The organism is uncultured Limimaricola sp. (assembly GCF_964022235.1).
Taxonomy (GTDB): Bacteria; Pseudomonadota; Alphaproteobacteria; order Rhodobacterales; family Rhodobacteraceae; genus Limimaricola.
The window spans coordinates 91,661-106,904 of record NZ_CAXHZL010000009.1 but is presented as its reverse complement, the minus strand read 5'-3'; the positions used below and the strand labels follow the sequence as shown (position 1 = coordinate 106,904).

10 protein-coding genes are annotated in these 15,244 nt (G+C 65.8%); 4 read left to right on the top strand and 6 right to left on the bottom strand.

Annotated features, from left to right (window positions below):
* Window positions 1–108: 108 nt before the first annotated feature.
* The 5 genes from AADJ02_RS12500 to AADJ02_RS12480 all read right to left on the bottom strand — a co-directional run bounded on the left by AADJ02_RS12500 (window position 109) and on the right by AADJ02_RS12480 (window position 11,126).
* Window positions 109–1,152: a cache domain-containing protein gene (locus tag AADJ02_RS12500; protein ID WP_341213345.1), complete on the bottom strand. Its 1,044-nt coding sequence runs from the start codon at window positions 1,150–1,152 to the stop codon at window positions 109–111.
* 376 nt (window positions 1,153–1,528) lie between these two features.
* Complete coding sequence (locus AADJ02_RS12495) at window positions 1,529–2,869, bottom strand: HlyD family type I secretion periplasmic adaptor subunit (protein ID WP_341213344.1); 1,341 nt, start codon at window positions 2,867–2,869, stop codon at window positions 1,529–1,531.
* A complete protein-coding gene (locus AADJ02_RS12490) occupies window positions 2,866–5,001 on the bottom strand; it encodes a type I secretion system permease/ATPase (protein ID WP_341213343.1) in 2,136 nt (711 codons plus the stop codon). Before AADJ02_RS12490 ends, AADJ02_RS12495 begins: the two co-directional genes overlap by 4 nt.
* 17 nt (window positions 5,002–5,018) lie before the next feature.
* Entirely contained in the window at window positions 5,019–7,514 is a 2,496-nt protein-coding gene (locus tag AADJ02_RS12485; protein WP_341213342.1) for a hypothetical protein, read from the bottom strand.
* 153 nt (window positions 7,515–7,667) lie between these two features.
* Window positions 7,668–11,126, bottom strand: a complete 3,459-nt coding sequence (locus AADJ02_RS12480; RefSeq protein WP_341213341.1) for a hypothetical protein — start codon at window positions 11,124–11,126, stop codon at window positions 7,668–7,670.
* A 705-nt stretch (window positions 11,127–11,831) separates the two neighbouring features.
* Between AADJ02_RS12480 and AADJ02_RS12475 the strand changes: the two genes are divergently transcribed.
* Window positions 11,832–12,497 carry a response regulator transcription factor gene (locus AADJ02_RS12475; RefSeq protein WP_341213340.1) on the top strand — a complete coding sequence of 222 codons (666 nt, stop codon included), beginning with the start codon at window positions 11,832–11,834 and terminating at the stop codon, window positions 12,495–12,497.
* A complete protein-coding gene (locus AADJ02_RS12470; RefSeq protein WP_341213339.1) occupies window positions 12,494–13,021 on the top strand; it encodes a hypothetical protein in 528 nt (175 codons plus the stop codon). Before AADJ02_RS12475 ends, AADJ02_RS12470 begins: the two co-directional genes overlap by 4 nt.
* 39 nt (window positions 13,022–13,060) lie before the next feature.
* Here AADJ02_RS12470 and AADJ02_RS12465 read toward each other — a convergent pair whose 3' ends face one another.
* Window positions 13,061–13,678, bottom strand: a complete 618-nt coding sequence (locus AADJ02_RS12465; protein ID WP_341213338.1) for an autoinducer binding domain-containing protein — start codon at window positions 13,676–13,678, stop codon at window positions 13,061–13,063.
* Between the two features lie 395 nt (window positions 13,679–14,073).
* Here AADJ02_RS12465 and AADJ02_RS12460 point away from each other — a divergent pair, with 395 nt between their 5' ends.
* On the top strand, window positions 14,074–14,466 hold the full coding sequence (locus AADJ02_RS12460; RefSeq protein ID WP_341213337.1) for a hypothetical protein: 393 nt from the start codon (window positions 14,074–14,076) through the stop codon (window positions 14,464–14,466).
* A gap of 102 nt (window positions 14,467–14,568) precedes the next feature.
* Window positions 14,569–15,243, top strand: a complete 675-nt coding sequence (locus tag AADJ02_RS12455) for an SDR family oxidoreductase (RefSeq protein WP_341213336.1) — start codon at window positions 14,569–14,571, stop codon at window positions 15,241–15,243.
* The last annotated feature ends 1 nt before the right edge of the window (window position 15,244 follow it).

The following is a 15,244-nucleotide window of genomic DNA, read 5'->3' as shown; positions in this document are numbered from 1 at the left end:
GGACCGGTGGATCGGCCCTTTTGGTGTCGCGGTCGCGGGCGCGCCGCATCAAGTGTGACGGTGGGTCGCGCGGGGCATGGAGACCGCCGCGTGACCCCTGCGCCTCTCTCAGACCTTCTGAATCCGGACGATCGCCGCGGAGAGGATCTCTGCCTCACGGCTGCTGCGCTGTTCGGCGGGATAGATGTCGCGGCCCTCGGCGATGGCCTCGGCCTCGCGCGAGAGGGTGCGCAACGGCCTCAGGAAATAGCGGCTGAACAGGACGGTGCCGAGCAGCAGCGCCAGCATCGAGCCGAGCAGCAGGGCCACGATGTCGCGCGACAGCATGAAGGAGCCGAGGCCGAGGCCCGTGATCTGCGTCGGCACCCGCGCCACCAGCCGCCAGTCGAGCGAGGCCATGCCGTTGGTCACGAGCTTGGGCAGCAGCGCGAGGAACACGTCGTGCTTGGCGTCGTGCTCGACCCGGAAGGTGCCTTGCTGGCCCGAGGCCACGACCTGCGCCGCGCGGTCCGACAGGCCGCCGGGCACCGCTTGGATATAGTCGAACAACACTCGCCCGCGACCGTCGACGAGGAACAGGTCGAGATCGAGCACCTTGGCGGATTCGATCAGGTAGTTCTGGATCCAGCCCGCGTTGAGACGGTACAGCAGCACGCCATCGACACGGCCCTGTTCGTCGCGGATCGCGGCGGAGAGGTCGACGAATTGCACCGGGCCTTCGAGGTCGCTCGGAACGATCCGGGCAAGCGGATCGCCGACCGGGGCCGTGGCGATGTGGTTGCCGGTGAGACCGCGCCGGAACCACATGGCGCGCGACACGTCCTGACCTTCGAGCTCGGAATGCGAGCTGGCCACCAGACGGCCGCTGGCATCTGCGATGCCGGCCCAGGCGATCGAGTCCGAGATGCGCGAGATAGCGGTCAGTCGGGGCCGCGCGGCCCGGATCTGCTTCATCCGCAAGGTGCCGGCCACCGCGTTGACCGAATTCCATTCCCGGTCGAGGGCCTTGGAGAGGTTCATGCGCAGCGCCTCGCCGCGCAGATAGACCGATTCCGACTGCACCGCGCTCGCGACGTTATCGAGCCTGCGATCGGCCACGAGGGTCATCGCGCCGAACCCCAAGACGGCAAAGAGTGTGACGAAGCCGAACAAGGCTGTCGTCAGGCTGGGCAATTTGTATCTGCGCGCAAGTAGCATTCTGCTTACCACCATGGGAATCCGTTCATCATGGTTAATGAAGTATAGGCGCAATGCGGCTGTCACTCGCCGAGACTGTGGCGGCCTTGTGACCGGGCCTGTTTTGTCCCGATCCGCCGCCCCGATCCCCTGCGGGCCACGGGCATTGTCCGCGATCCGGCGATCGAAATCTGCCCGCGAGGAGGCGGGCGGATCGGATTTCGACACAATCGGAAGCCCCCCCGTGGGGTCTCGCACGCGCGGGAGGGAACGAGCGCGGGCGCACGCCATGACCCGCTGCCGGGCGCGATCCGCACCGGGGGAGCACCATGCCCCCCGGCCCCTGAGCAGGTCACTGCTCGCGGAACGCGCGGGTCATGCTGTCCTTGATCGGCTTTGAGATATACTGAACGAAGGTCCGCGACGCCGTCTGGATCATGATCTCGGCCGGCATCCCCGGCGTGGGGGCAAAGTTGCGCACCCGTTCGAGCTGCTCGGCGGCGATGGAAATCCGCGCGAGATAGATCTCGCGCATCTCCGCCCCGGTGCCGTCGGTGATCGCATCCGCCGAGACGTAATAGACCTCGCCATCAAGCACTGGCGTCGTGCGCTGGTTGAGCGCGGTAAGCCGCACCGTCGCGGACTGGCCGCGCCGCACGCTGTCGATCTCGACCCGTGGGATCTGCACCTCGATGATCAACGGCTCGTCCACGGGCAGGATCTCGAGGATCGGCCGTCCGCTTTCGATGACGCCTCCGGCGGTGTGAAAATACAGCCGCACCACCGTGCCCGCGACAGGCGCGGTCAGGTTGACGCGCTCGCGGACCGAATGCGCAGTGCGAAACTGCTCGTTGATGCTTTCGAGCTGCGACTGCACGCCCTGCAGCTCGTCGAGCGCCTTTTCGCGGTAGCGGTCGATCTCCTGCTCGATCTGTGCCCGGTGCTTCAGCACGACCTCGTCGATCTCGGCGATCTCGGCCTCGAGCCTGCCGATCTGCCCCTCCGCCTCGAGCCGGGCCCGCTCGATGGCGAGAAGCTCTGGCCGGCGCAGCAACCCGCGCTCGAACAACGCCGACTTGTCTGCGTGCTCGGCTTCGAGCAGCTCCAGCTGACCGCGATGGGTGCCGAGCTGAGTCTCGTAACCGCGGGCCCGGATCAGCAGCGCCTGCACGCTGCGCTCCAGAAGTGCGAGGTCGTTTTCAAGCGCGCCGCGCGACACCCGGTAGGCCAGCTCCTGCCCGTCAAGAATGCCCGCCACCGTGATGTCCTCGCGCGCCGCCTCGAGATGCTCTGGAAAGCGCAGGTCGTCCCGGCGCCCTTCCTCGGCCTCCAGCCGGGCCTGCGTCGCCTCGAGCCGGAAGCGGCGCAGCTGCAACTCGCGCTCGGCCGCCACCGCCTGCGTGCCGTCGAGCCGCAGCAAAAGCTGCCCCGCTTCGACCCGGTCGCCTTCGCTGACGAGGATCTCCTTGATGATCCCGCCCTCGAAATGCTGCACGATCTTGTTCTGGCCTGTGGCCACGAAGCTGCCCTGCGCAATCACCGCCGCCGCCAGCGGCGCGCGCAACGCCCATGTGCCGAAACCGCCAAAACTCAGCACCAGCAGCACCAGCCCCCAGAACGTGTGTCGCCGCACCGAGCGCGGGACGTCGGCGAACCATTCGCCCTCGTCCGCCGTCAATCGCGCAACGGTCATGATCCGCCTCCCCCGTTTGCTCGCGGCACGCGCGGGGCCTTGTCGCCCGCGAGCTTGGTGAGCACCTCCATCCGCGCGCCGAACATCTGGATCGTGCCGTCGCCAAGCAGCATGATCTTGTCGACCGCGGTAAGCAGCGACGGCTTTTGCGTCACCACGACCACGGTGATCTTGTTCTGCTTGGCGTGGCGGATCGCCTGAGCCAGCGCCTTGTCGCCGGCGCTGTCGAGGTTGGAGTTGGGCTCGTCGAGCACCACGAAGCGCGGCTCTCCGAAGAAGGCCCGTGCCAGCGCGATGCGCTGCTTTTGGCCGCCCGAAAGCGGCGCGCCGTCGGCGGCGACGACCGTCTCATAGCCCTGCGGCAAGTTGGCGATCATCTCGTGCACATCGGCCAGCGCCGCAGCGTGGTAGATCTGCGCATCGGTCGCGTCATGCCGCATCCGGCCGATGTTGTCCTTGATGCTGCCCGGGAACAGCTGCACGTCCTGCGGCAGATAACCAATGTTTTCGCCAAGCTGGCGCGGGTCCCAGTTGCGCAGGTCCATCAGATCGAGCCGCACGTTGCCCGAGGTCGGCAGGATCGAGCCCACCAGCATCTTGCCCAGCGTCGTCTTGCCCGCCCCAGAGTTGCCGATGATCGCCAGCGTGTCGCCCGGATCGAGCGAGAAGCTGATGCCATTGAGCACGACCTGCTTGGTGCCGCCGGGCACGTAAAGAAGCCGCTCCACGTCGAGCCGCCCCTCCGGGCGCGGCAGGTTCAGCCGCTCGAACATCAACCGCGAGCCGGTGAGCAACGCCGAGATCCGGCCATAGGCCGCGCGCGAAAGCGCGTAGCCGCTCCAGCCTTCGATCGCGCCTTCGATCGGCGCCAAGGCCCGGCCCGCGATGATCGAGGCGGCGATCACCATGCCGCCGGTGATCTCGCCGCCGATGGCCAGATAGGCGCCCCAGCCCAGCATCGCGATCTGGGTGAGAAGCCGTACCGCGCGGCTCACGGCGGAGGCGGCGATGTTGCGGTCCTGCGCGCGAACCTGCGCAGTAAGAGAGATCGCCGAGTCGCGCCCCCAGATCCGCACCGCCTCGGGGATCATGGCCAGCGCGTTGATGATCTGGCTGTTGCGCGCCATCGAGTCGAGATGGAGGTTGGCACGGCTCTGCGCGGCGTTGGCCTCGGCAAAGGAACGCGCGGTGAGCTTTTGGTTGATCAGGGTGATCACCAGAAGCGCCATCGCCGTGCTGATCACGATCAGCCCCAGATGCGGGTGCACCATGAAAATCGCGAAGATGAACAGCGGGGTGAAAGGCACGTCGAGAAACGACAGCAAGGTGCCCGAGACGATGAAGCTGCGCAGCTGCTGCAGATCGCCCAGCGTCTGGTACTCGCGCCCCGATCCGTGCAGCGCCGCCGCCGAGGCCGCGCTCAGGATCGGCGCGCCGAGCCGCGCGGCCACCTCGACCGCCGTGCGCATCAGCATGAACCGGCGGATCGCGTCGAACACCGCCTGCAGGATCACCGCGCCGACGATGACGATGGTGAGCATGATGAGCGTGTCGACCGAACGGCTGGTCAGCACCCGGTCCGAGATCTGGAACAGGTAGATCGGGATCGCGAGGATCAGCAGGTTGGTGGCACAGGTCAGCACGAGGACCATCACGAGGTTGCGCCGCACCGCGCCGATCCCGAGCCGCAGCGCCTGCCCGTAATTCTCGGGCGCCATGCGCTTGTGAAACTTGGGCGGCAAAGGCCCGCCGCCGCCACCACCGCCGCCGCGCTCCACCGGGCCGCCACCGCCCGTGCCGCCATCCGGCACTTCGGGAGCGTCGTGCTTGGGCAACGGGCCGCGATCGGCCTCGATGATCCGTCCCGGAAGCGGTGGCCCTTCATCCGGCCCGCGCGCGGCGGGACGCTCGGATCGGCGCGCTTCAGAGGGTGTCTCTGGGGGTGTCTCTGGGGGTGTTTCGGGACGCGCCTTGGGCATGTCTTCCGGGGGCTCTGGCGTGGCACGGGCCGTGGTGTCACGGATGTCCGGCTGGCCGGGTTGGGTGGATCTGAGAAAGCGAGGCAATCGCGTGGGTCGCGCCTCGCGGCGCAGGGGAGGATCGGGACGGATGGGATCTGCGTAGTCTTTCACGCGCATATCGCTCCTCGCTAGCTCAGCATGGTTTGCATCAAGTCGACCTGGCTGGTCGACATCGCGGCAAGACCGCCATCGAGCGTCGTCTGCGCGGCCTCGAGATCGGCGGCCGCCGTTTCGATCATGCCGTCGGCCAGAAAGGCGACCGCCTCGCTGGCAAGCTGCGCGAGCCCCGCGCCGGAGGCCGGAGCCGCGTCTTCCACGAACCCCGCCTGATGCAGAAGCGCGTCGCTATAGGCGTCGCCCTTGGCCATGATCTTGGAGTCGACGCCCAGCTTGGAGATCGACGCCAGGTTCACCAGCAGGTTCGATCCGGTCACAAGTTGCGCGTCGGGCAAGGCGGCGATCGCCTCTTGCAGCATGTCCACCCGATCCTGATCGCCCAGCACGTTGATCTGATCGATCCAGTTGATCGTCGTGAAATCGCCTTCGATCAGCAGGACCTTGAGCAGTTCGACGCCCTCGAAGAGATCGAGCCCCAGAACCTCGCGCCCCAGCGCCTCGGCTCCATCGGTCAGCGCCTTGCTGGCCTGTCCGAGCACCTTGGGCACCGCAGCAGCCACGTCTTGCCCTTGCGTGTGGATGCGCGCCTCGTTGTAGCTCAGGTTCGCGGGCGCGCCTGACGCGGCGAGGGCGGGCGTGGAGACGGCTGGCTGGGTCGAAACCGAAGCAGGCGTCGATGTTGCAACAGGGTTCGAGGCAGGGGCCACGCTCGAGACAGGGTCGGCGGCGGGCTCCGGAGCGATGGTCTTCGGGGCCACCGAAGAGGCCGCCGTCGGGGCCGATGTCACCGGCGCCGATGCTACCGAGACCGCTGTTCCCGATTGAACCGCGACCGCCTCGGCCACGCCGGTCGTTGGGCCGGTGTCGCTGGTCTGGCTTTTCGCGCTCGTGTCGCTTTTGCCATGCGACACTGTCTTGCTGGGTGCCAAGTCCTTGGCGACGGTGCTCGTCTTGACCGGAACGGGCTGCGGCGTCGCGGCCTGCTGCACCTTCGGCGCAACGATGTCGTCGTCGAGCGCCAGGTTCATCTGCCGGATCAGGTTCGCCTCAAGCATGTTGCCGCCGACCACGATCAGGTCGAAGGTCCAGCCGAACTCGTTGAGGACGGCGAGGTTTTCGAGCTGGTTCTCGCCCCCTGACAGCCGTAGGCCCGAGGAGGGCACATCGATGCGCACGCTGTCGGTGTCGCTGGCGAAGTTGTATTGCTGCACCCCGTTCACCTGCACCAGATCGCCGGTGATGCGGGCGATCGCCCAGCCGACGGGTTGCTGATCGGCATGATCCGGATTGCGGGGGGCGGCGTTCGACGTGCTCGTGATCGAAACGGCGTTCTTCACCAGCGAGGGTGCCTGATCCTGTTGCGACGTACCCGCGATGGAGTCGCGGTCGAAGGTTACGTTCACCTGCGAGATTGCGGTGAGGGCGCGCGCGTCGCCTTCCACCACGATCACCGGCGCATCGAGCCAGTTCGAGGTGATCGTGACCTCGTTGATCAGCTGGTTCGCCCCCGTCACAATGAGAGGCGTGGTCTGCGCATCGGCAACAGGGGTGCCCGTTTCCTTGAGACCGGTCATCGCCTTGTCGAAGGCACCTTCCACGTCGGTCGCGGCGACGGTCTTGCCGTCGATGCCGTCGGTGTCGTTCGGAGCTTCGGGGTCATCGGCCTTGCCATAGGCCTCGGCGTCGTCGGGCTCGTCCGTCCCGTCGGCGCGTGCCATGGCCTCGACGTTCGACCCGTCACCTGCCTCATCGTCCGCGTCGTCATCGCGCAGGAACTGAGGCAGCAGATCCTGCCAGTCCGGCAGCGCGTGGGTCAGCACGCCGTCGACGTGTACCCCCAGCGTCTCACCGCCGAGCAACACGACACCGCCGAGCGGCGATTGGACAAGCTGCTCGGCCGCCGCGAGGATTTCGGCCGTTACACTGGCCCAGTCGAGCGCCCCGACAGAGCTGCCCGACAAAGCCTCAAGCGGCGCGGGCAGCGGCGAAAGCGCCGCGAGCTGTGCGCTCATGAGCTGCAGCATGTCCGACAGCCCGGCCGCGGCCGCGATCGAGGCCGCGCTCACGGGGCCGAAAAAATCGGCATCCTCGATGCGGTTCGACATATGCAGGATCGCCGCGACGCTGGAGGGCGGCGGCATCTCTTGACCGGCGACGAGGTCGGGCCGGTAAGAGGCGTTGATAAGGGTGGGAAGCTCGATCTTGGGCACCGCGGCCGAGACGGTTTCGAGCACATGCTCGGGTCCGGGCAGCGGCAGAGGAGGTGCCACGAATATCGCGAAAGGGGAGGGAGGAAGCGGCAGGTGCACGATCTCGGGATCGAGGTCCTCGATCTCATGTGCAGGTGCAAGTCGGAGCCCTTTGAAAACAAGCCCGTCGAGCTCAAGGTCGGCATCCGGCACTGCCGGGATCTCTCGGTAATCGGCCCTGATACGGCCTAGTTCGTCGGACAGCGCGAAGTCGCCAATGAAGTGCGCGATGATTTCGGTAATTCGATCCATCGACATGATTTGGCCCCTGCTTTCGGTGCGTGGCACCCGCCATGAAGGTGGCGGGTGCCTTTGTTGCTTGCGGGGAGAAACCTTGCCGATCCGTCAGGAGGAAGGGATGGCAAGACCCGGGGCCGGGCATCGCCGGCCCCGGGTTGTTGTCGCGGCGGCTTACATACCGTCGCTGTCGTCGCCGACGTAGTTGGAGCTGAAGGAGCCTCCGACCACGTTCATGTCCACGGTGTTTCCGAGGACGTTGGCACCCATCACGATGTCTTGGTTGAACGCGTTGGTGTCGACCTGCGCCGCGGCGGAGGCGAAGGATTCCCCCGTCACGTAGCCGTCGTCGCCGTTCGACGAGCCCCAAGTCCCGGCGTGGCCAGCGCTGCCGCCCGCCCCGGTCATCGCGTCGCCGCTGGCGCCGCCGGTCCCGTCACCGCCATTGGCGTTGCCGCCGTTGGCGATTCCACCCTGCGCCGTGCCGCTGGCACCGCCCGTGGCGCTGCCTATGCCACCTGCGCCGCCATCGCCCGACATCGCAGTGACATCGCCGGTCGAGGTGGTGCTGACGTCCACCATGGCGCTTCCGTCTGCCATGCCGCCGTCACCCGTATCGATGATCGAGTCGTTATCGGCCATCGATTCCGCAAGCGCTTCGGCTGCAAGATCCGACATTCCGCCGTAGCCGCCCGTACCATCAGCGGTACCGTCGGCGGTGCTGCTGGAGGTGGAGTCGGTGTCGGAGTCGGTCGCACCGCCCATCCCACCAGCGGATGTCGCATCGGACGCCCCGTCGGTGGTCTGCTGTGCGTCGCTTTGCGCCATCGAGTCGGCGTTGCCGCCAAGAGCCTCGCTGTCGCCGGTGCCGGTGCCATGGGCGTCGGCATCGTTGGTCGCGCTACCGGCCGCGCCTGCCCCGCTCTGGGACGCCGTCGAACCGGTACCTTCCACCGAAGCGTCGTCATCGGTGTTGGCATTGCCCGAACCACCGGCACCACCGGTGCCGTCGGCGGTCGCATCACCCGAGACCATTCCGGTCAGCGGCCCGTTCGCAGCGCTTGTCGCACCGCCCGCACCACTGGTGTTGCCATCCGAGCTGCCGCGACCGTCGGCCGTGGAGTCGTTGTCGGCCGCACCGTCGCCACCGTCGCCGGCGTCGCTATCGGCACTGCCCATGGCATCGGAGCTGGCATCGTTGTCGGTGTTGGCGTTGCCGCCCATCACCGCGCCGCTTGCCCCATCGTTACGGCCTTCGCTCGAGCCGTCACTGGTGGAGGTGCCACCGTTGCCCATCGCCGCTCCGCCGGCGCCGCCGTCGTTGTCGGTCTGCGCGTCACCATCCGAGTCGGTGGTGTGGCCATTGTCGGCCGCGCCGCCGTCTCCACCGGTGGAGTTGGTCGAGTTGCCGGTCTCGGCACTGGCCGTATCGGCATTGGTGGCATCGCCCCCGGCCCCATCACCGCCGTCACCATCGGCGTTCGAGTCGCCGGACACATCGCTGTCGCTCATGCCCGTCATGGCGTCGGCCGCACCACCGGTGCTGCTGCCACCCGTACCGGTGCCATTCGCCTCAGCGTTCGAGTCGGCAGGCCCCGTGGTGCCGGTGTTGGTCCCACCGGTCCCGCCGGTGGCATTGTCGGCGTTGGCCGGAGAGTTGTCGCCAAGGGTATCGAGATCGGGATTGCCGCCTCCGCCATTGGCGTTCTGCGGGTTGTCGTTGGTCGCATCTCCCGCCGTGGCATCGGCATCGGCATCGCCATCGGCGGTGTCGCCGTCGCCACCCTCGGTGTCAGCTTCCGAGGACGCTTCGCCGTCGGCTTCGCTGTCGGCCTCGTTCTCGGTGTCGCCACCGTCGCCATCGCCCGCTTCGGCCGACCCATCGGTCTCTGCGTCGCTGTCGCCGTCGGCATCACCCTCGATGTCGCCCGCGTCACCCGCTTCCGAGTATCCGGCCACATCGACTTCGCTGTCGCCGGTCGCGTCACCGTCGGCTTCGCCACCCTCGCCCGCTTCGGGCTCGGCGTTGGCATCGCTCTCGGCGTCGCCTTCGCTGTCGGCCTCCTGGTCGATTTCGCCGCTGTCACCGGCTTCGGTGTCGGCGTCACCATCGGCGTCAGCCTCGCTGTCGGCATCGAGATCGACGTCGGATTCGCCGCCGTCTCCACCGTCGGCATCACCATCGGCTTCGCTGTCGGCCTCGCCGGTTACCTCGGTGTCGATGTCACCGGTGTCTCCACCATCGGCCTCCGAGTCGGACTCGACGTCTCCCTCGGCATCGGCTTCGGCGTCGCTTTCGACCTCGCCACCGTCGCCGCCGTCGCCGGAGGCATCGCTTTCGGTTTCGCTGTCGCCTTCGACATCGACGTCGCCGTCGATCTCGCCGCCGTCACCGCCTTCACCTTCGGCTTCGGAGAAGCTCAGACCAAGGCCGAGGCCGTTGCCTTCGCTTTCCGCCGCGCCGCCGGTGCCGCCGGTCGAGGCGTTGTTGATGTCGGAGGTGGCGCTGGAGGTCTGGGTCGAGGTGGAATCGCTGTCCCCGCCGTCACCGCCATCGTCATCCGACTCCGCGTCGCTTTCGCTATCGGACTCCGTGTCGACCTCGCTGTCGACATCGCCGCCGTCGCCGCCTTCGCCGTCGGCATCGACGTCAGCATCGGTATCCGAGTCCGAGTCGTTGCTGGAGTCGTTGTCGCCCCCGTCGCCACCGTCGGCCTCGGTATCCGTATCGACGTCACCACTGTCGGTCTCATGACCTTCGGCGTCGGCCTCGGCGCTGTTGCCGCCATAGCCGCCAATCGCGTCGGCCATACCGCCGTCACCGCTATTGCCACCCATGGACTCGGCATCCGCCGAGCCGCCGTCAGCACCTTCGCCCTCGCCGCCTTCGGCCTCGGCGTCATCGCCGCCGTCGCCGCCTTCGCCGCCGCTTCTGATCCCTTCTTCAGCATAGGCTTCGCCGCCGTTGGCGCTGCCGTTCTGGTTGAACTCACCAGAGTTGTCGACCGTGGCCTCCTCGAGCGTGTCGTTGTCCTCGAGATTGTTGGTCAGGACGTTGATGAAGCCCGCGTCGTTGCCCTCGCCATTGAGCGAGTCGTTCAACATGTCTTCCATGTCGAAGTCGTTGCCGGGGTTGTAGCTGAGGTCGCCCTTGGCGGTGAGGACGTCGCCGATGGTGGAGTTGTCGATGTCGAGATCGACCATGTCGTCATCGTGCTCCGACGCACCTTCGATCTCGAGACCCACACCCACGTCGACATCCACATCGACGTCCACGTCGGTGTCGTTGTCATTCGTGTTGCTGTTGCTGTTGGTGCTGTCGCTCCCGGAGGTGGCGTCGGCACTGCTGGTGGACGAGGCGTCGGTCTCGCTTTCGTTTTCGTTCTTGTTCTTGTTGTAGTTCTTGTCGTGGTTCTCGTTGGAGTTCTTGTTCTTGTTGTAATTTTTACTGGCGTCATGTCCGCCGCCGTGCTTGCCGTCGCCGCCGCCGCCCTGATCGCCGTCGTTGTTGTCGCCGTGATCCGGGCCAGCGGTTTCGGAGGCGGCGCCGGTTTCGTCGCCGTCGATGACCTCGCTTTCGGGTGAAGTTCCATCACCCCAACCGATGATCGTGCTATTGTTGCGTGTGGCCATGGTTCTGTCTCCAGACAATGCGCTATCGCCGCACCGCCACTCATTTTGAAAGCGGTGAACTGAGATAGCTGGTTGCAATGAGATGCAATGGATGAACGCCCCGGGAAGGGCGGCAGAAATTACGAATTAAAGATGCCCAATGGCAAACCAAGAAAGTTCTGCCCAAAACTCGGGCGATCATCTTCGACTGTGGAAGAGCCGTAAATCGCGCTTCTATCGATCCGACCCGTGGATCAGATCACAGCCGACAAAACGACTCTGCGCGGATCTGGCGCGCGGATCAGCCCGGAGATTCGATGTATCCGGCACGCGCCTCCAACGAACGAGGGGGATCGCAACACCGCTGACGCCGATTGACATTAACTATTTTCAAGCGAACGTGATCTGATGTAGCCCGTTGACAGAGGGGCGGTGGCAACATTTCTCGCGGCCATCCGACGCAAGTAACCCTTTGTAAACCTATTTTATCCACTGCGCATTTTGCTGTCCGCGGCGATTCCATGGCGTCACAGGACTAAGGAAATCTGGACCTAGCCTATCGGTCTATGTGGATCTAGCGCTCATAGCCTTACTATCGAAACCCTACGAACTCTCGATTCAGGTGTTCGATTTTTATTTTGTGAGTCAACCATGTCGAATCGTGAAACCGACCCCCGACATCATCCCATTTCCCCCGTCCCCGATGGCGCGAAACTTTTCATTCCCATGATGGGAAGCGAATTCTGCTTCTCGAATGATCTTCTGAAAACGCTCGCCGCTGAATTCGACAGCGTGACCTTTACCAGAGCCGCGGATCTGGCAGAGGTCGTTCGTATTCGCGAATCCCGTGGCCATGTGCCGCTTCTGCTTGTCGACGAGGCCTTTATCTCCACACAAGCCGACATGCTGGCGGCCGCGCAGGCGGCGGGCACCGACATGCTGGTGCTTGCCTACGGCGGTCACCCACCGGATCACAACCTGTTGCGACAGGGCTTGAACGATCACGATCCGCCGCGGCTCGGGCTGTTGCCGCTCAACGTGCGGATCGACGTGCTGCTGGCGATGGTGCGCCTGTTGCTTTGCGGCGAGATCCTCGTGCCCGAGACCATACTGCGCAGCCTTCTCACCGCACAGCACGTAACCCCGCCCCGGATCGAGCCGATCGACCCGGCCATCCGTGATCTGACCCGGCGCGAATGGGAGGTCCTGGCCCTGATCGCCAAGGGCAAGCAAAACAAGATCGTCGCCGCCGAGCTGGGCCTGTCGGAGCACACGGTCAAGCTGCACATCCATCACCTGATCAGCAAGCTGGGCGTTTCGAACCGCACCAGCGCCGCGATCTGGTTTCTCGCACAGGGAGAGGCGGCCATGCTACCGACCGATGTGACATGACGGCCCCCGCGCCCGAGGCGCCGGGGATCGGCGAAGCGGGCCTGAGCGCGTTCGACCAACTTCTGCTGCTGGTCGGGCGCATGAACTACAGCTGGACCAATACCGAGAGCCTTTTGATCCACCTGATCGCCGGGCTTGCGGGCACCACCAAGCAGTCGGCGGTGATCATCTATCTCACGCTCAACACCACGCGAGCGCGGGTCGACCTCGTCGAGCGTCTGGCAAAAGCTGGTGACGTTTCGAGCGAGCTGCGTCACCGGATCATCGGCCTCACCACCCGCATCCGAAAGCACCAGTCGCTGCGCAATCACTACAGCCACTCGATCTATTCCTTCGACACCGAAACCGGCGCCACCCGAACGATCACCATGCGCATCGCCGATCGCAAGGATGCCCTGAAGATGGGTCGGAGCGACGACGTCGATGCTGAGGCACTGACCCGGATCAAGGACACGATCGAGGCGCTCAGATTGCTCAACCACGAGATCTGGGCGTTGGTGCTCGAGCAGGGTTATCCGGTTTGACACGAGGGGTGCCGCATCCGGCGCGGTAACGCAATGCCGTCAGATCAGCCCGTGCATCTGTGCCGCGTGTACCGCCTCGGCGGTGGTGCGCGCGCCAAGCGTCCCGCGCGCTGATTTCAGCCTCGCCTTGAGGGCGCTTTCGCTGATGCCGATGATCGCGGCGGCGCGGGTGTGACGCTCCCCCGACGCCATCAGGCTGAGCGCCTCGCACTGCGCCTCGGTCAGGCGGATCTCTCCCACCGGCCCGTTATGCAACCGCCTGATCACGCGCAGCGCGCGCTCGCCTTCCTGGTCGGTGAACGGCCTGTCGGCCCGCGCCAACCCGCAAAAGGACCGCAGCTCGCCGCTCCCCGTGGCGACGGTGATACCATGGTGCAGACCATACGCGTGGGCATGCGCGATCACCCCGGCGGGATCGCGGTGCGACAGCCGATCCCAGCGCATCATCCCGTCGTGGCCAAGCGCCCAGCCGATGGCGGGATCGCGCAAGCCGTAGGACTGGCGTTCATAGGTGTCACGCCATGCGGGGGAGAAGCAGTTCTCGGTGTGCATCGGTCGTCCCCGGCTGACCCGGAACACCGCGCAAAACCCCAGCGGTGCGATCTCGGCGAGTTCGTGAAAATCATGCGGGGCATAGCTGTGCAGATGCAAAGTCATCGTCGCGTCCTCAAAACGGTCACTGGTCGTCACCGGGGCCGCAAAACCACTAACCCGGTGTAAAGGAACAAAAATCATCCAGATGGCGGTTTGATGGCAAACCGGCATCGCAACATGGCCGACACCGGTGCAATAAAATGGCCAAACGATCGTCTTCAGGTTGCAACCGATTCCAGCCGATGCCGCCGCATTGTTTCGCAATACGCTCTCGACTTTTGGATAGCCTGTCCGACAGGACAGGTTTCGCGTGGCCCAGAACCCGCTAGATATGACGTCACGCCAATAGGATCAGAGATGGTCCCCTGCCCGATACGGCAGTTTCTCCTCTCGGGCCGACAGTTGCACGACCCGTCAGATCCAGAACCGCATTTTGGCCAGCAGGAAGGATGATCGCCATGCACGAGACAACCTCAGGGCAAGTCTTCTTTCGTCATCGCAGCCTCGCCGAATGGCTTGAGGCCGTCACCGCGACCCCGCGGGGTCGGGCCGCACAGGCGCGGCGTCGCGCGCTGATCGCGGCTGTTGACGTGGCCGATGTGCGCAATTGCGGCGATCTCGATGTACTGGGCCTGTTTTCGGATCTGCTGGATCGGGCACCGCAGGGACGCGACCCGGCCAGCGTCGATCTGGTGCGCGATCTGCCGGCCAGCCGCCGCGCCACGCTAAGAGAAGCGGCCGAGGCGCAGCTTGCGCGCCTCTATCTTCGCGCGCCCGAATTCCACGACTCTCTCGAAGCGGATCTGGATCTGCTGCGCGGTTGCATGGAAGATCAGCGCCGCGCGGGATGATCCGCCTAGGGGGCGGATCTCGGGGCCAATGATCCTCAGGGGACTTGTCGCGAGCCGCGCGCGGTCCAGCTTGCACCATGTTGCCCCAGGCAGGAGTGGATCATGTCCGACCGCACGCTTTTCATCACTGGCGCCTCCTCCGGGATCGGCGCCGCCACCGCCCGCGCCGCCGTTGCGGCAGGCTGGCACGTCGGGCTGATGGCGCGCAGCGCAGACAAGCTTGACGCGCTCGCCCAGGAACTTGGCTCACAAGCCATGCCCCTGCCCGGCGACGCCACCGACCTCGAGAGCCAACAGGACGCCGTGGCGCGGTTCGTCGCGGCCAAGGGCGGGCTCGACGCGGCTTTCGCCAATGCGGGACGCGGGCTCGACACCCCGGGCACCGAGGCAGGCGATCCCGCCGAATGGCGCGCGATGATCGACCTCAACATCATGGCGCTGCTCTACACCGCGCGCGTGACCCTGCCCGAACTGAAAAAGCGCAAGGGCCACCTCGTCCTTACCGGATCGGCGGCGGGCAAGCGGCACATCGCGGGGTCCATCTATGGCGCGACCAAGTGGTTCGTGCACGGCTATGCAGGCAATATGAGCGAGGAGATGCGCGAATGGGGCGGGCGCTGCACCGTGATCGCGCCGGGAATGGTCGACACGCCGTTCTTTTCCGAGCCCAAGCCCGACAAGATCCAGCCGGAGGACATCGGCCGCGCCGTTGTCTTCGCGCTGGAGCAGTCGCCGACGGCGGATCTGCGCGAAATGTTCATCATGCCGACGGGCTGAG

Bases quoted from the DNA above. Each gene is read 5' to 3' on its own strand.
- AADJ02_RS12455 (WP_341213336.1), top strand. From the start codon at position 14,569: ATGTCCGACCGCACGCTTTTCATCACTGGCGCCTCCTCCGGGATCGGC.
- AADJ02_RS12495 (WP_341213344.1), bottom strand. From the start codon at position 2,869: ATGACCGTTGCGCGATTGACGGCGGACGAGGGCGAATGGTTCGCCGAC.
- AADJ02_RS12475 (WP_341213340.1), top strand. From the start codon at position 11,832: ATGATGGGAAGCGAATTCTGCTTCTCGAATGATCTTCTGAAAACGCTC.
- AADJ02_RS12485 (WP_341213342.1), bottom strand. From the start codon at position 7,514: ATGTCGATGGATCGAATTACCGAAATCATCGCGCACTTCATTGGCGAC.
- AADJ02_RS12470 (WP_341213339.1), top strand. From the start codon at position 12,494: ATGACGGCCCCCGCGCCCGAGGCGCCGGGGATCGGCGAAGCGGGCCTG.
- AADJ02_RS12480 (WP_341213341.1), bottom strand. From the start codon at position 11,126: ATGGCCACACGCAACAATAGCACGATCATCGGTTGGGGTGATGGAACT.
- AADJ02_RS12460 (WP_341213337.1), top strand. From the start codon at position 14,074: ATGCACGAGACAACCTCAGGGCAAGTCTTCTTTCGTCATCGCAGCCTC.
- AADJ02_RS12465 (WP_341213338.1), bottom strand. From the start codon at position 13,678: ATGACTTTGCATCTGCACAGCTATGCCCCGCATGATTTTCACGAACTC.